Annotated in this window: 14 protein-coding genes; 6 read left to right on the top strand and 8 right to left on the bottom strand. The window is 42.7% G+C overall.

All coding sequences use genetic code 11. The annotated features are described in order from the left end of the window. Nucleotides 1-40: 40 nt before the first annotated feature. The 6 genes from KDJ85_RS13175 (at nt 41) to KDJ85_RS13150 (ending at nt 8,294) form a co-directional block, all read left to right on the top strand. Nucleotides 41-964 carry an oxamate carbamoyltransferase subunit AllH family protein gene (locus KDJ85_RS13175; RefSeq protein ID WP_225820061.1) on the top strand — a complete coding sequence of 308 codons (924 nt, stop codon included), beginning with the start codon at nt 41-43 and terminating at the stop codon, nt 962-964. Then, nucleotides 954-2,504, top strand: coding sequence for an acyl-CoA synthetase FdrA (gene fdrA, locus KDJ85_RS13170; RefSeq protein WP_225820060.1), 1,551 nt, complete (start codon nt 954-956; stop codon nt 2,502-2,504). The genes KDJ85_RS13175 and fdrA overlap by 11 nt, the downstream gene beginning before the upstream one ends. Further along, nucleotides 2,504-3,919, top strand: a complete 1,416-nt coding sequence (locus tag KDJ85_RS13165) for a YlbE family protein (protein WP_225820059.1) — start codon at nt 2,504-2,506, stop codon at nt 3,917-3,919. Before fdrA ends, KDJ85_RS13165 begins: the two co-directional genes overlap by 1 nt. A gap of 274 nt (nt 3,920-4,193) precedes the next feature. Beyond that, entirely contained in the window at nt 4,194-5,756 is a 1,563-nt protein-coding gene (locus KDJ85_RS13160; protein ID WP_225820058.1) for a permease family protein, read from the top strand. A gap of 74 nt (nt 5,757-5,830) precedes the next feature. After that, the gene (locus KDJ85_RS13155) at nt 5,831-6,781 is read left to right on the top strand and encodes a carbamate kinase family protein (RefSeq protein ID WP_225820057.1); all 951 of its coding nucleotides are present in this window, start codon (nt 5,831-5,833) and stop codon (nt 6,779-6,781) included. A gap of 124 nt (nt 6,782-6,905) precedes the next feature. After that, nucleotides 6,906-8,294: an amidohydrolase family protein gene (locus KDJ85_RS13150; RefSeq protein ID WP_225820056.1), complete on the top strand. Its 1,389-nt coding sequence runs from the start codon at nt 6,906-6,908 to the stop codon at nt 8,292-8,294. Between the two features lie 187 nt (nt 8,295-8,481). Here KDJ85_RS13150 and KDJ85_RS13145 read toward each other — a convergent pair whose 3' ends face one another. The 8 genes from KDJ85_RS13145 to KDJ85_RS13110 form a co-directional block, all read right to left on the bottom strand. Continuing rightward, nucleotides 8,482-9,462 (bottom strand): nucleoside hydrolase, encoded by a 981-nt coding sequence (locus tag KDJ85_RS13145; protein WP_225820055.1) that lies wholly within the window; start codon nt 9,460-9,462, stop codon nt 8,482-8,484. A 24-nt stretch (nt 9,463-9,486) separates the two neighbouring features. Next, nucleotides 9,487-10,488: a LacI family DNA-binding transcriptional regulator gene (locus KDJ85_RS13140; RefSeq protein WP_225820054.1), complete on the bottom strand. Its 1,002-nt coding sequence runs from the start codon at nt 10,486-10,488 to the stop codon at nt 9,487-9,489. Nucleotides 10,489-10,558: 70 nt separating this feature from the next. Beyond that, on the bottom strand, nt 10,559-11,944 hold the full coding sequence (locus KDJ85_RS13135) for an MFS transporter (protein WP_377210625.1): 1,386 nt from the start codon (nt 11,942-11,944) through the stop codon (nt 10,559-10,561). Between the two features lie 251 nt (nt 11,945-12,195). Then, a complete protein-coding gene (gene uhpT / locus KDJ85_RS13130; RefSeq protein ID WP_225820052.1) occupies nt 12,196-13,590 on the bottom strand; it encodes a hexose-6-phosphate:phosphate antiporter in 1,395 nt (464 codons plus the stop codon). A gap of 48 nt (nt 13,591-13,638) precedes the next feature. Beyond that, nucleotides 13,639-14,427: an inositol monophosphatase family protein gene (locus tag KDJ85_RS13125; protein WP_225820051.1), complete on the bottom strand. Its 789-nt coding sequence runs from the start codon at nt 14,425-14,427 to the stop codon at nt 13,639-13,641. A 316-nt stretch (nt 14,428-14,743) separates the two neighbouring features. Next, nucleotides 14,744-14,998, bottom strand: coding sequence for an acyl carrier protein (locus KDJ85_RS13120; RefSeq protein ID WP_225820050.1), 255 nt, complete (start codon nt 14,996-14,998; stop codon nt 14,744-14,746). An 8-nt stretch (nt 14,999-15,006) separates the two neighbouring features. Next, nucleotides 15,007-16,539: a hypothetical protein gene (locus KDJ85_RS13115; protein ID WP_225820049.1), complete on the bottom strand. Its 1,533-nt coding sequence runs from the start codon at nt 16,537-16,539 to the stop codon at nt 15,007-15,009. A 57-nt stretch (nt 16,540-16,596) separates the two neighbouring features. Further along, complete coding sequence (locus KDJ85_RS13110) at nt 16,597-17,598, bottom strand: IpaD/SipD/SspD family type III secretion system needle tip protein (protein ID WP_225820048.1); 1,002 nt, start codon at nt 17,596-17,598, stop codon at nt 16,597-16,599.

Raw genomic sequence — 17,598 nt, 5'->3', positions numbered from 1 at the left:
CATGCAACTTGAAGTATGACGAGTAGAGATAAGGAGGCATGTGAACGCATCCATATCCCATCGGCAAATATTATACGGACTCACGGCTGATAACCATTTTCTCAACCTTTTACATCAGCCGCAGTCTTTAGGAAAAGTAGAGCAGGTATTCAATAAAGCGATTAATTTTACGGTAGAGAATACCCTTTATACGTTACTTTGCTCTTCGTTAGATAATGCACCAAATAGTTGCCGATTAATAAATACTGATTTTTCTCTTTTAAAATTAAAAGCAGGAGACCCTATTTATCTCTCAAATAAAGAATGGAATATTGGCGAAAGTTACACAATTTCATTTTCTTTATGTAAACACTGGCAACCATTAAAAATTGATTTTAATTCTAAAAAGTTAATTAATAAAAACTATTTAGTCTATATAGCAAACCAAATTCAATGTTTGGATTTTATTTTACAGGATAACTCAAGCTCCCTATTTAATTATCAGGGAAACAACTTGTTTTATCTAACAGCATCAAAACAACTGATTCAATTACGTTTAAACCTCATTGAATCACTAATTAATAAAGACCAACAAAGTATCGCCAAGTGTATTAAGCAATTTGTTGGGTTGGGTATTGGGCTTACGCCTTCAGGTGATGATTATTTAGTTGGGTTAATGGCATTTTTGTTATTAAAAGGTCACCCCGCTTCAGCTTTATTCCCTGCGTTTTATCAAGGAATAACACAAAGCAAAAGCCAAACGACCCCCATTAGCGCCATCACGTTAGAAAAAGTTTTAAACCAAGAATATCGTGAAAACATGCAGCAATTAATTCAGTCATTAGTTGATGCGCAAGAGACAAATATTTATCCACAATTTTTAGAGATTTTAAATATCGGGTCGAGTTCAGGCAGCGACATGCTATTTGGCCTTCGCGACGCTTTGTATCTCACTCACTATTTCGGAGAAAGACATGTCGACTAAAGTTGTCATAAAGAAAAATACCTATTTTGATTCCGTGTCACTGATGTCTATTTCGACTAAAGCCAATCAGCTCGATAATGTTGAGCAAGCTTTTGTCGCGATGGCAACGGAAATGAATAAAGGCGTTCTACGTAATTTAGGGTTATTAACTGCTGAATTAGAAGAAGCCAAAAATGGCGATTTAATGATTGTAATTAAAGGGCCGAGTGATGAAGCCAACGATGCAACATTAATTGCTATCGAAGAATTATTTAATAAGAAAAACCAAGGTGGCGGATCCCATGAAGCAAAATACGCCACTATCAATTCCGCGAAAACACACATTCCAGATGCCAACTTAGCAGTGATTTCTGTCAATGGGCAATTTGCTGCTCGTGAAGCGCGCATTGCGTTAGAAAATGACCTTAACGTCATGCTGTTCTCCGATAATGTCTCTATTGAAGATGAATTGGCTCTGAAACAATTTGCCAGTAAAAAAGGCTTATTAATGATGGGCCCTGACTGCGGAACCGCGATTATCAATGGCACCGCACTGTGCTTTGGTAACAATGTACGCCGTGGCAGTATTGGGATTATTGGTGCGTCAGGTACAGGTAGCCAAGAGCTGAGCGTGCGTATCCATGAGTTCGGCGCTGGCGTCTCTCAATTAATCGGTACAGGCGGTCGCGATTTAAGTGAAAAAATCGGCGGTATCATGATGATTGATGCCCTGAAGATGCTTGATGCGGATGAAGAAACGAAAGTTATCGCATTGATTTCTAAGCCACCCGCACCAGCGGTTGCGAAAAAAGTGCTTGAACAAGCTGAAAAATGCCATAAACCCGTTGTTGTTTGTTTCTTAGGTAGCCAGCCACTACCAGAAGACAAACCAGGGCTGACCTTTGCACAAGGCACCAAAGAGGCGGCACTGAAAGCGGTTCTACTGACAGGGATTCGTAAAGAAGATTTAGACCTGCACCCACTGAACCTGCCATTAATCGATGAAGTGAGAGCTAAACTCAAACCTGAGCAAAAATACATTCGTGGCCTGTTCTGTGGCGGTACGCTGTGTGATGAAGCCATGTTTGCGGCACTGGAAAAATATGACGATGTTTACAGCAATATCCAGCCAAACCCTGAATATCGCTTGAAAGATTTAAACAAAAGCATTGCCCACACGTTCCTTGACTTTGGTGATGATGACTTTACCAACGGTAAACCACACCCAATGATCGACCCTACAAACCGTATTGAGCGTTTACTGCAAGAAGCCCGTGATCCAGAAGTTGGCGTCATCATGATGGATTTCGTCCTTGGTTTTGGTTCTCACGAAGACCCTGTTGGCGTGATGATTGACGCTATCAAAGAAGCGAAAAACATTGCCAAGCAAGACGGCCGTGAACTCGAAATTTTAGGTTATGTGCTGGGTACCGACCAAGATACGCCGAATATGGATGCACAGGTCAAAATGCTGACCGATGCAGGTGTGATTTGGGCAAGCAGCAGCACCAATACTGGGTTATTAGGACGTGAGTTTGTGTGGAAAGGGGAGAATGCATAATGACGACATTATTTAAGCAACCATTAAGTGTCATCAATGTGGGTATTGAGATGTTCAGTGATGACCTGAAAAAACAACATGTTCCAGTGACTCACTTAACGTGGACACCACCAGGACAAGGTAACATTGCGGTTATTCGTGCTCTCGACCAAATCGAAGGAAATGCCGCGCTGCAAGAAAAAATTGAAGCCGCTAACGCACAAGCTCTTGAACGTATTATTCAATCTCAACCTGTATTAATCGGCTACGACCAAGCGATTAATGTTGTGCCAGGGATGACAAAAAACACCATTTTACACGCAGGCCCGCCAGTGGAATGGAAAGATATGTGCGGCGCAATGAAAGGTGCAGTAACAGGTGCTTTGGTCTTTGAAGGTCTCGCGAAAGATTTAACGGATGCTGAGCGAGTTGCGGCATCAGGTGAAATTATTTTCTCTCCGTGCCATGAACATGATTGTGTTGGCTCCATGGCGGGTGTGACGTCTGCATCGATGTTTATGCACATCGTTGAAAACAAGACTTACGGTAACCGCGCGTTCACTAACTTAAGTGAGCAAATGGCAAAAATTCTGCGCATGGGTGCAAACGACCAAAGCGTGATTGACCGTTTAAATTGGATGCGTGATGTCTTGGGTCCAATGCTACGTGACGCTATGAAAATTGTCGGTGAAATTGACCTGCGTTTGATGTTAGCACAAGCACTGCATATGGGGGATGAGTGTCATAACCGTAATAACGCGGGCACTACATTGCTTATCCAAGCGCTAACCACTGGGATTATCCAAACCGATTTCTCTGTCGCACAACAAAAAGACGTGTTTGATTTCGTCGCAAGCAGTGACTATTTCTCAGGCCCAACATGGATGGCTATGTGTAAAGCGTCAATGGATGCGGCACACGGCATTGAGTACAGCACCGTGGTCACTACGATGGCGCGTAACGGTTACGAGTTTGGCTTGCGTATCAGTGGCTTACCAGGTCATTGGTTTACCGGCCCTTCACAACAAGTTATCGGCCCAATGTTCGCAGGTTATAAACCTGAAGATTCAGGCTTAGATATTGGTGACTCTGCCATCACTGAAACCTATGGTATCGGCGGCTTTGCAATGGCAACGGCCCCCGCAATCGTGGCATTAGTCGGCGGTACAGTAGAAGAAGCGGTGGATTTCTCTCGTCAAATGCGCGAAATCACATTAGGCGAAAACCCGAATGTGACTATCCCATTGCTCGGCTTTATGGGTATCCCAACTGCCATTGATATTACGAAAGTTTCCGCCAGCGGTATTTTACCTGTCATCAATACAGCAATTGCCCATAAAGATGCAGGTATCGGTATGATTGGAGCAGGTATTGTTCACCCGCCGTTTGATTGCTTTGAAAAAGCGATGTTGGCCTACGCGGAAAAATACGCTTAGTTTCCATTTAATCAATAAACGCCCGACCTTAGTCGGGCAATAATAAAATATCAATACCCAAATTATTAACATACAGAAGTAAAGCAAAACCAGCTCTGTTGCGGCTTAAAATGAGTAAGCAGTTACCCAAAATAATTTAAGTTGCAGCAAGGCGGCAAACGAGGATATCTCAGGGAGCATACACCAGTATGTGACCTGTGTAGCCGAGAGCAGCCAACGCAGTTGCAGCTTAAAGTATGAAGGGTAATGACGGGTATACAGGGGAATACTTAAAATGAGTATATTTAATATCAAATGGAAACGCGGTGACTTGGCGGCCTACTTCGGCCTAATGACCAATAACCTGACCAACCTCCTCACCATGATGGGCTTATTAATTTTCGTCGTTGGGATCCCATCCGAAATTGTTTACGGCCGCATCGCTCCCGCTTTTGGCTTCGCCGTTTTACTCGCCAGCATCAGTTATGCCTACTTTGGTCAGCAAATGATCAAACAAACGGGTCGTAATGATGTGACCGCACTGCCTTCTGGCCCAAGTGCGCCGTCCATCTTCACCGTAACTTTCTTAGTTATCATGCCCGTGTACCAAACCACGCAGAATGCCGAGTTTGCCATTCAAATCGCCTTGGTTTGGTGTTTTGTAGAATCAATGATCTTAGTGGGTGGTTCCTTCTTAGGTGAAACTATCCGTAAGATGATCCCACGTACCGTGCTGTTATCTTGTTTGTCTGGCTTAGGTTTACTGCTTCTAGCGATGAACCCAATGCTGCAAGCGTTTGAAGCACCGACCGTTTCTTTTGTGGTTTTACTGTTAATCTTCATTAACTGGTTCGGTAAAAAGCCTATCTTTGCTCGCGTTCCAACAGGTTTACTGCTGTTAATCGCAGGTACTGTATTAGCATGGGTTTCTGGCTTACAAAGTGCCGAAGCGATTAAAGACTCTATGGCGTCATTTGGTTTTAACCCTCCAGGTATCCACATTGATAGCTTCTTCCAAGGCTTACCACACGCACTGCCATACTTAGCATCCGCGGTACCATTGGGCTTAGCAAACTATATCTTTGACCTTGAAAACATTGAAAGTGCGCACGCGGCAGGTGATGAGTACAACACACGTAAAGTCATGTTAGCGAACGGTTTATCTTCCACAGTTGGTTGCTTTATGGGTAACCCATTCCCTGTCACTGTTTATGTGGGCCACGCCGGTTGGAAAGCAATGGGCGCAAGCGTGGGTTATACCTTAGCATCAGGTATCACCATGTTTATCGTGCCATTATTCGGTATTGGTGCATTTATGTTAGCTATCATCCCAATGACCGCTATCGTGCCAATTCTGGTATTCATCGGGGTCGTTACCGCAAACCAAGTGGTGCGAGAAACGCCAAAAGTGGAAGTCCCTGTCATCTTTATCTGTTTATTCCCATGGATTGCCAACTGGGCACTGACCATGGTGAACAGTGTAATGGGCGCTGCAGGCACCTCTGCAAGTGCGATAGGTACTAAAGTTCTATTACACAAAGGCGTTTATTACCAAGGACTTGTTCATTTAGGTAACGGCGCACCATTAGCCAGTATGTTGTGGGGCTGTATTGCTATCTTCGCCATCCTCAATCAACCATTACGTGGTGCGATTGCCGCGGCTGCAGGTGCAATATTAGTGTTCTTTGGAATTATTCACTCCCCAGCGGTAGGAATTGCAACCGGTTCAACCTTGATGTTTGTTTACGCTTACCTCATGATGGCGGCTTTATTTGTACTCAAGCATTTTTTAGATAGCCGTAAATCGGTTGAAGAACAACAAGCTGAAAAGTCTGAGAAGCTCAGCAAGTCAGTGTAACGTAGCCAACCTTGCCTAGTAGGTGTGTGCTGCACACCTACTATCCGAACTCTCTGTATCAGGAAATATTAACAATGAAAGAACTCGTGGTTGTTGCCATCGGGGGCAACAGTATTATCAAAGATAACAACAGCCAGTCTATCGAAGCTCAAGAAAAAGCGGTTCAAGAAGTCGCGCACCATATTAGCGACATGCTTGAAGGCGATTACAACATTGTTTTAACTCATGGAAATGGACCTCAAGTTGGGCTGGATTTGCGTCGTGCTGAAATTGCGCACGAAACCGAAGGTTTGCCATTAACACCGCTCGCTAACTGTGTTGCAGACACACAAGGTGGGATCGGCTATTTAGTTCAGCAAGCACTCACTAACGTCCTTGCGAAGCGCCATAATCGCCAAGCGATTACGGTTGTCACGCAAGTGGAAGTGGATAAAAACGACCCGAACTTTAGTGCCCCAACAAAGCCAATTGGTGCATTCTTCACGCAAGAACAAGCCAACGAATTGCAACAAACTAATCCAACGTGGCATTTTGTGGAAGACTCTGGCCGTGGTTATCGCCGTGTTGTTGCCTCTCCAGAACCAAAGCGAGTGATTGAATCAAAAGCCATTCGCACCTTAACAGAGCACGATTATGTCGTCGTTGCTGCTGGCGGTGGTGGTATCCCTGTCATTGATAATGGAAATGGTGGATACAAAAGCGTTGATGCAGTAATTGATAAAGACCTATCAACAACGCTACTCGCAAAAGAACTGAATGCAGATATTTTGATCATCACAACAGGTGTTGAAAAAGTGTGTATTCACTTCGGTAAACCTGAGCAAAAAGCCCTTGGTGAAACCTCCACCAGCGATATGCAACGCTATATGGAAGAGGGGCATTTCCCTGCGGGTAGCATGCTGCCAAAAATTGAAGCAAGCCTATCGTTTATTGCTAACGGCGGTAAGCGCGTGATTATCACTACCCCTGAAAAATTACCTGAAGCCTTACGCGGTGAAACAGGTACCCACATCGTTAAAGGATAAACATTGGGTTCGCTGATCGCTTCATTAGGATCCGCGAATGTCTTATCCGTCTCGCAGTTTAATAATCTCCCAGATCGTTTGAACATGATCTGGGCGGTTAGTGCCATCCAAAAAAGGAGTTTCTATGACAGCAGAAAGACCATCCGGCAGAAGAGAGTTCCTATCCACAGGCGCAAAAGTAGCTGCCGCTTGCACCTTGTTTGGCGCGATGTCGAGTATCGCCCATGCACAAAATGAACCCACAGGGCAATCCGCTATTTCAAGCATCACCGACAAGCACTACTACCTCGATGATGTATTACTTGAAACAGGGTTTAATTTCCGAGATTCAACGGTAATCGGTACGAAAACGGCCTTGCAAACCATTGAAATCGATCAAGGTAAAATTGTTGCGGTTTTACCGAATAAACAACATACCAATAGCACCTTAAATGCCTATAGTGCACAAGGTAAATTGATGTTACCTGCATTTCGCGATATGCATATTCACCTCGATAAGACCTTCTATGGCGGCCCATGGCAAGCTCCTGCTTCCCGTGAAGGAAAAACGATTATGGATATGATCGCACTTGAGCAAAAAATGTTGCCCGAGTTGCAACCTTTCACCGAAGAAAGAGCGCACGCACTGATCAACTTGATCCAATCCCAAGGATCAACCATTGCACGCAGCCACTGCAATATCGAACCCGTTTCTGGATTGAAAAATTTAGAGGCACTACAAAAAGTACTGGGTGAACATCAACAAGATTTGACCTGCGAAATTGTCGCGTTCCCGCAACATGGGCTCTTACTCTCTAAATCAGTGCCATTAATGCGTGAAGCTATGCAAGCAGGCGCTCATTATGTCGGTGGCTTAGACCCGACTAATGTCGATGGGGCGATGGAAAAATCCCTTGATGCCATGTTCCAAATCGCCTTGGATTACAACAAAGGCGTGGATATTCATCTACATGAAACCAGCCCTGCGGGTTTTGCCGCTATTGAGTACATGATCAAAACTGTGGATGAAAACCGTAGCTTACGTGGAAAAGTCACCATCAGCCATGCATTTGCTCTCGCAACGCTGAGCCCAGAGCAAGCTGAAAAAACGGCAAAACAGCTAGCAGAACAACAAATCACCATTGCCTCAACAGTGCCGATTGGCACACTGCATATGCCACTGAAGACACTCAATAAAAATGGTGTATTTGTGATGACCGGAACAGATAGCGTGGTTGACCATTGGTCGCCATTTGGCCTTGGGGATATGCTGGAAAAAGCCAATTTATACGCACAGCTTTATACCCGCCCTGACGAACTTTCGTTATCACGTTCACTGGCAATCGCGACAGGCAACATTCTGCCGCTAGATGAAAAAGGAACGCAGGTGTGGCCTGCAAAAGGAGATGATGCAAGTTTCGTGTTGGTTGATGCGTCTTGCTCCGCTGAAGCCGTCGCACGTATTTCACCAAGACATGCAAGCTTCCATAAAGGTAACCTTGCCCATGGTGTTATGCAAAAATCTGTTGCATAGCACTCATGCAAGATAGCGCCAATCGGCGCTATGAGGTTGTTGACAAAGCAGGATAAAAGCGTGGTTTTTCCTGCTTTGTGTTATCAGCCGAAAATCAATGAATTGATTTTCCTTAGTCTTTTTCAAAACCAACCTGCAGTCAAACCTAATCGGTTTGTCCGTAGTCTGATAGCGCCAATCGGCGCTATCATTTCGTTGAATAGCTTTTTATGGTTTGAAAAATTAACGCTAATAACTTTTGGTTATCAACTGACTGCAACACTCTAATAGGTTTAGTTTTTAACGCTGGGATCCCCACGCGTAGTCGCAGTGGCTCGAGGCGGTAACTTTTTCCTCTTAACGCCCCCTGCAACTCAATATCCACTTGTTGCAATTCATAAGTCACCACGCTTTTATCCAATAGCCATGCCACGGTTAATACATCGTGGATCCAGCAGCCTTCAAGTTGCCGCGTTGCTCGCGAATAGTCTATCCATGGGCGCAGAGTACTGACCAGAAATTGGCTCAGTGGCGAGGCGAGCTCAGCAAACCTGTCGAGGTCGCTATGCACCATCTGGGTTTGCACCGTTACATCCATAGGAACTAACGTGATATTCGCACCACTGTTTAAGACTGCATGAGCCGCTTCTGGGTCTAAGCCAAAGTTTGTGTCTTTCACATAACCTGGCACATTAAAAACCGCTCCCATAATAATAATTTCAGCAACATTTTCCGCAAATTCAGGAAATAACTGCATCGCCATCGCAATATTAGTGAGTGGGCCTATGGCGATAATGGTGATTTGCTTCGGATTTTCACAAACCCGTTTACCAATACGTAAAGCCGCTTCAGGAATCGATTCAGGTAACACAGGCACTGAAGGAAGGTTGTCCCATAGGTGAGTCAGTTGTGCTCTTTGCGCACCATTATCTAGCTGCTCCCGCCATGGAGCACTGGCTTCAACTAGGGCGGATGATGCACCTCGGTAAACAGGGATATTTTCCTTTAATAAACGCACCAAATGGCTGGCGACATTATACCCTACGCGACTTGGCGTATTGCCTGAAACCGTCGTGATCATGTCTAACTGGATTTCAGGTGCCGCAATCGCAAGCGCAAGTGCGAGCCCATCATCAACATTCGCGCCTGCAATGCCATTACCTGGATCGCAATCAATAATTACACGCATAATTTTCCCTGAAATATTAAATCGTTAGCACCCACAAGAGTGCCCAATCTGTAATTCAAACTCCACCTCACAAATGGCTTCTTTATATGGCCAGTTTTGTAAGATTTGTATCGCTTTTTCGGCAATTTTATCAACGGGTTGACGGACTGTTGTCAGCGTAGGAACGGTATATTCAGATTGAATTGTGCCATTAAAGCAAACCAGTGCAATATCTTCAGGAACACGCACTTTTAGCTCCGCTAACGCCTTTAAGCAACCGAAAGCCTGTAATTCATTTGTCGCAAAAATGGCTTCTGGCAAACCAACCTGTTGCATTTGATAAATTGCCTGATAACCCCAATCGCGCGTATAGTTCCCCGCTAAAATCCATTTTTGCTGTACTTGAAGGTTTGCTGTTGCCAATGCCTCTTGCCAGCCACTCAAGCGGTCTTGCGTATTGAGCATTTCATTTGGCCCACAAATAATGCCAATTTTTTTATATCCATGTTCTATCAGATGGTGGGTGATCTTAAAAGCCGCCAGCTTCTCATTCACTTGAATAGTGCTAACACCTTCTGAAGCTTCTACTCTATCGAGCATGACGCACGGTGTACCTGACGACTGGATCAGGTCAATATAAGGGTGCCTATCAACACTGGTATAAATCAATCCCTCAACCTGCCGTAACAGTAAGTTGTTGATCAGCTCTTTTTCGCGTGCTCTTGAATCACCCGCATCCCCAAGTAGTAAAACGTGCCCATGTTTAAATGCTTCCCGTTGTAGCGCATGGGCTATCGAAGCCAGAAAAGGGTTTGAGATATCGGGGATCACTAACCCATATGTCTGCGTACTGCCTGATGCAAGCGCTTTTGCAATCCCATTGGGGCGATACCCCGTTTTCTTGATTGCAGCCAACACTTTTTGTTTTGTCGCTTCCGCTACAGGGCGGGGGCCGTTATTAATCACATAACTGACCACCGCAACCGATGTTCCCGCTTCACGAGCAACATCTACTCGCGTCACTTTACGGTTATTCTCATCAGACACACTGCATTCCTTATTCGATTGCCCTTATTCTCTGCAAAGAATAACAGTCGTTCTGGCTTTTATATACCACTTATATTGCATCTTCCGGCAAGTTCAGGTCACGGCCTCGTGTTTCTGGTGCAAAGAATGTTGTCACGAGCCCAATACACGCCATTCCCATAAAATAAATCGCAATTGGCCACCAATGCCCTGTCCAGGACAGTAATGCAGAGGCGACCAGTGGCGCCGTCCCACCCGACAAAATGGAACCGAGTTCTTTCGCAAATGCCATTTTGGTATAGCGGTTACGCACACCAAACAATTCAACCCCCCATGCCGCTTGCACCCCAAAAATCCCAAGTGACGCTAACCCCATCCCCACAATAATGGTTGGAATAACAATCATTGGCTCACGAGAATCCAACAACATAAATGCAGGCACGGCGTACAGCATTAATAAAAAGCAAAACCAGCGGTAAATAATACGGCGACCAAACCTATCCGATAACCAACCCGCAAATGGGATAATGGCAAATCCTAAAATTGATGCGATTAGCACTGCGGTAGTCGGAACCGATTTATCCACCAGTAATATTTTTGTGACATAACCGATGATAAAACCTTGAGCAAGGTAAGATGGGCCATTCTCGCCAATTCGCAAGCCAACCATCGTCCAAAATGCCCTTGTTTTCTGCCAAAATGAACGATTATCAACGGGATGTGCTACCGCATCAGATTCCAAGGCTAAACGTCGTTCTTCCGCTAGCTGTGCTTTTTGGCGTTCAAATACAGGAGTTTCACGCATATGTTGGCGAATAAATAATGCGGCTAACGCAATTAAAATGCTACCGAGGAACGGAATACGCCAACCCCAAGACATCAGGCTTTCCTTGTCCATTTGTAACACGATCAGCCAAATCATGGAGGCAAGTAAGGTTCCACTGTTTGAGCCGAGCGCAATAATCGAAGAAACCAAACCTCGGCGTTTTACTGGCGCATATTCCCCTAACATCACGGTACCGCCCGATAACTCAGCCCCCGCACCTAGCCCTTGAGCAAATCGCAAAATAACCAAACAGACTGGCGCCCAAACACCAATTTGTGCATGGCTAGGTATCGCACCGATTAATGTGGTCGATAACCCCATTAATGCAATCGTGATGACCATAACCATCTTACGGCCATGTTTATCCCCGAGCCATCCAAAAAACAGAGCACCAATCGGACGTGCGATAAACCCCACAGAGTAGGCGGCAAAACTTGAGAGCAATGCCATAATCGGCGTCGCATCAGGGAAGAAAACATCACCAAAAATGATACCTGCCGCTAAACCATAAAGAGCAAAATCTGCGTACTCCATGGTTGTCCCTAACCAGCATGAGAAAATCGCTCGGCGGAAATCTTTCTTCCCTTCGGGAGTATTTAACCGCTCTTGTGCAGCTTGTTGATTAGTCTCAACATTTGATTGTGTGACCATAGTCATAAACCCTTGGTATTGGCGCAAAGCCGATTAATCAAGACAATATAGTTTGTGATTTTATTTACTTAAAGCATAGTCTACGCGCGTAGAATTAAGCAAACGAGGTGATCCTATTTTGTGAGCATTATCACTTGATGATAGAAATATGAATTTTATATGACTGAAAAGCAGAGAAAATAAATGATACAAAAAAGAAGTGACAGCCTTTCGCACATTTGATGTCACAAAAGGCTAAGTACTTGAAAAAATTATCCAGCTCTATCTAAACGAATTTTCCGTTCTTCATAAATGGCAACAATACCTAACATCACAATACCTACCGCTGTTGCTGCAAATAATAAATAAAAGGTATCTGACCAACCGTGTAGCGTTAAACCGCCTAATGAAATACCATCACCTTTTGGGTCTGCAATGCGTGAAACGAGTACTTTTGCCATCCCGTCACCGAACAGATAACCAAAGAAACCTGGGATTGAGTTAACCACCGCTGTCGCACATTTTGGCGCAAACCCAATGATAGAAATACCAATCAGGATCACAGGGCCAAAAATGAAGAACCCTTCAAAAAACAGTGCGATGTAAATCCCCCAAACGCTGGTCATGTTCTGATAGGCTATCAATGGGAAAATCACTGAAATCATACACAACATGCCGAGTAACGCGCGTCTTCCCCCCATTTTATCTGAGACATAACCCCATGTCAGTGAACCTAAAAACCCACCGAGTTCAAGTGCAGTAATCGTTCCTATTGCAGAAATATCATCCCAATTTAGCGCCATTTTAACGTATGCCACACTCCAGTTATCGACGCCAATTCGAATGGTATATACACATAAATTCGCAAAACATAAAAACCAGACTGCGGGATTTTTCAGCACATATTTGACGAAAATATCACGCTTTGACATGCTCTCTGCCGCGGTATCCGCTTTAGACACAGGCTCATCAAAAATCTCTTCTGGCGTATTCCACCCTAATTCCGATGGGTCATCTTTCCCGAAAAACAGGCCAAAAGTTGCGATAACAGCGGCAAATAAAATAGGGAAAATAAACATCCCAGCAACATTGCCATTGAATGCATATTCCATTCCAAATAAAGCAATTGGCCCTGCTAAGATTGCGCCAATATTATGAGAGGCATTCCACCATGAAATATAACGGCCTCGATTTTTTCTTGGCGTCCAGCGGTTAATGGTTGAATTTGAGCAAGGCCCACCAGGTGCTTGGAATAACCCAGTGAGTGCCCATAGGAAAATAAATATTCCCAGTGAATGGCCTGAAGACAACAAGAACATCCCAATGGCAAATGAAGATGCGCAGGACAGTAATAACAAGAAACTGAGTATCTTCTTGGTATTCTTCCCGTCAATATAATAGGAAAGCAATACCCGCCCTAAGCTATAGGTAATGGAGAAACCAAACCCCACTGTACCTAAATCACTTAACGTAAAATCTGTTTGTTCAATAATAAATGGTGTTGCTGCTTTAAAGTTATAGCGTAGAAAGTAGATCCCTGTGTAGGCGAGACACATCACCAAAAAGGGTTCCATAAATTTGCGTAGCCATAAATCACGTTGTACAGAGAGAGGGACCTTGCCAATCGGGAGTCTTTTAATATCAAAAAAGGAAAGTTTAGAACTCATTTTATTGCCCTTTTATCGTTCTTAATTATTTTAATATTTTGTCTTTAATTACTTAAGGAACGTATCAAGCTGCTGATAGACATCAGGGCTTGACGCTAAAACATAGCCTCCTTTCATTAGAAAATCGGGGTTCGAAGAATAATCATTGGTTGTGCCGCCTGCTTCTTGGATTAATAACAACCCAGCGAGGCAGTCCCAAGAGTTGAGGTGTGGTTCGAAGTAGCCAATCAGTCGACCTGCTGCAACGTAAGCTAACATCAATGCCGCCGAGCCATTGCGTACAAACATGCCGTTCGCATGGAGTAACTTATCTAAAAATGGAATAATAGTTTCAGGTGACATTCTAGTTGAAATGCCCACACCTAATAAGCCTGAATTTAAAGAATGGACTGGATTAACATTCACATGTGTTTCATTGCAATAGCAGCCATGGTTTTGCATTGCATGAAATAGGTCATCATGAACGGCATCATACACCGCCGCAATCACCGTATTTTTGTGCTCATCAAGTAATGCGATGGAAACACACCAAGATGCAAGGCCAAAAATAAAGGCGCTGGTGCCATCGATTGGGTCAACCACCCAGGTATAGCCTGATTTTCCTTGAGAAAAACCGCCTTCTTCACCAAAAATGGCGTCATCAGGGAAATGATGGTTAATTTTTTCGCGAATAAAATTCTCTGTGTTTTTATCCGCAACTGTAACAAGGTCTTGCCCATCACCTTGCTTCTTTTCAATATTTAATTGCCCACGTTGATGGTAATAAAGAACTGCCAGCTTCCCCGCATCTATAGCAACTTTTTGAATGAATTGATACCTGCTCGAAATAGCGTCCATTTCAACCCCTTAAATTGAAATTATTATTTCGAACATTACATTTATTGAACCATTTATTTTGTGATCGATTTCAAGGCATGAAAAATTAATGTTAATTTTATTTTATAAAAAATAGTTAATTTCGATGTTAGCTTATTGATATAACGATGACTAATCTCAAATTTTATATTCAAAAAATCAATTATTAAATTTCTATTTATAAAGATAGATAATAAACAATTAACAAGAAGACATCTTTTTATGATGAGATTAGGCGAAATAACTCAGAAAATGAAAAGCAAAAAGCCACTATTTAAATATCCAGTGGCTTTTGGTGTTATTTAACATTTGAAAGGTAATCGACGATATCGCGTAAATAACGCCACTTCATCCAAGTTTCATCATTAATTCCCTGCCCCGTATATTGCTCAATAGCAGTGATTAACTCTAACATTTCCAGCGAATCAATATGTACGTCTACGATCAGTGCAGAATCCATAGTGTAGCTATTCGTGATCCCTGAATAGGTCCGTATTTGCTGGATTTGTTCCAACAGCCATAACCAGTGAATCTTGTTTGGTTTAATATCCATTTAACCCCTCACTGGCCTGTGGTGTAAGCATCTTTTTTGCTTTGATCGCGCGTCAATGCGCCTCGTTCCGTTAATGTCACCGGAGTCTCGCTATTCGGCAGATAAGACGCTGTATCTACGACCACTTTTGTTACTTCACGTGTGCCACGATAAATTTCTTTATCCGATTGACTACGTATTAATGCGCCCTCCGTTGATAATGTGACTTTGGCGGGCACTTCGCCATTTCTTAAGTAGCTCCCTAAAAGATGACCATTTTTAGGTAAAAACTGCTGTATGGCATCTTGTTTGGCCGATTGACGTCCTGACTTTACCTTTGCCTGTGTATCTTGGTTACCACGCAGCGTACTCGCAACAAAGCCCTTGCTCTGGTAAATAGAGTTATTCACCTTTGGAAATTCGTAATCCACTTCCGGCTCTTTCGCGGATTGGTTTAATATAGTGCGCGGCAGTTTCGCTATAAATTGATTTTTGACAGGTGCTAATACGGGATCTTCGCTCTGCTTGGTTGGTTTAGACTCTTCTGGTGATGAGTGATCCACTTCAGGATCTTTATAACTGATCTTTGTGATATTTTCACTGAGTGGAGAACTAAAGTAATAGTTATTCGTTGTATTATAACTACCTGATATATGATGCTGTGATGACGTCTTGGACTGAGGTAAGCCCGCTGCTCCATCAACTTCATCCGCTACGTGTAAAGGCGAATTTTCTAAATTAGAGGGAGGAGAATGCTCTTGCCAATCAACGGTCGTTTTTAATGTCTTAATAATTTCTAAGCTTTCTTCCAATATGCTAAACATGCTGTGCATATAATGAGCTTTATCAACAGATGGAGTATTTCCTTCCTTTTGATAAGCGTCATTTAAAACCGAGATTTTTTCTTGTTTACGTTTATTTTCCAAAGAGAGTAAACAATCATCCATCGAAAGCTGTTTTATTATATTTTCGGATAAGTACGGTTTTAAAATGTTTTCAAATTTAGGTTTAATATATATCTCTTTAAACCTTTCACTCATAATTAAAAAATTATCACCTTTAATACCAAATAACGATTGTTGAAGTTTTTTATCAAATTGTTTTAATGAACTTTTAAGAATGACTTTATAAGTATCATTCGTTGTTTGGTTCAAGTCTTTCACCATTTTAGCGGCTGATGCTAATAACCCATCCTCCATTTCATGGGGTTCCAGTAAAGTTAAAACAACCAAGCTACTTTCTGGGCGATAATTCATAGCTTGCTGATTTAAATCCCCCATTCCATCAAAGTTTAATGCATGTTTAACCATATCAACAGTAATATCACCACCTAATAGATGAGCAATTTTTTGGGCCTGTTTTTGGTTATTTAAACGATGAAGTTCCTCTTTTCTCATGAGTGGCGTGCCTGTACTCACATTTTTTTCTGAGTTCAGTGGTAATGTCTCTTTCATTCCTGAAGAATGAATTGACGAAATATTAGATGATACAGATGCTGAGTTATTAGCAGATATCATCCTTGGTACTTCAATGGATTTAGAATGGATCGCGCTTGTATGCATGAGATACCCTCACAATAAATTATGATTTGAATTTTAGTGACTTTTAATTCTGATTAGTTACATATTGACTAGAGAACTATTATTCTGATTTAAATCTTTCACTAATTGAATTAACAATTGAACTAATGTTTCAAAATGGCTGTTATCTTGACGAAAAGTTTCTAGTAGTCTAGACACGCTGCTATTAATTGCATTCTTTTGGCTATCTATCGCTGTTTGTAAACTTTGAAACTCTTGAACCATAATATTATCATGTCGCCATTCAATAGAAATATTTTTAATACTCGAATAAATTTCCTTAATAGGCTTAAAGTTAGGATAAATATTTATGTTTGTTCCATTACCTTTAACAATAAAACCTTGCCCTGAGAGCTTTTTCTCCCAAAAATCCAATGCACCTTTTGTTTCAGGTATCTGGATAATAAGCTTAGCATTAGAGATGTTAGCTTCCCAATTTCCAAAAAAATTATCTAATGAGGGCTTGTGATTCGTATCCTCCCAGAAGCCTAATCCTGCATACTTACTTACTGTTTTATCAATATCTAATATAGCCGCTTTACCGTTAAACTTTATTTTCCCGTCGCTGCCTGCTTGTATATGGCTACTTATCTTACCCAATGCAGTATTCATGTCTTGCATGAACTCTGTTGCACCTTTTATCACTTTACCGTACTGTTTTTGATAGCCTGAATGGATATTTTCAATGAGATCACTCACACTCTTTATATGCGGGCGCCCATCTTCGAGCTTTTCTTCCGTGACGCTTCTTTTCGTTCGCAAACCGTTTACTAAATCATCGGTATAGCTGAGCTCACGTTTAGCCGCTTGCCCTTGTGCTTTAATTTTATCTAAATCAGAGCTCACCATATTTTCACGAAAGTTCGCTGGACTAAAAGAAAACCCAAGATCTTTCGCAAACTGAACGCCTTGCTCATAAGGATCGGCTAAAATATCCATATTAATATTTTCACTAACCTGAGAACGATGATTTTCTGGCATTTTCCCAGCCATGTTCGCAGGTATTGTATTGGCATAATTTCTCTGTGATACAATTTCCAT

It is taken from the genome of Providencia vermicola (assembly GCF_020381325.1).
Taxonomy (GTDB): Bacteria; Pseudomonadota; Gammaproteobacteria; order Enterobacterales; family Enterobacteriaceae; genus Providencia; species Providencia vermicola.
The sequence above is the reverse complement of the archived record's forward strand: the minus strand, read 5'-3'. Positions and strand labels throughout refer to the sequence as shown.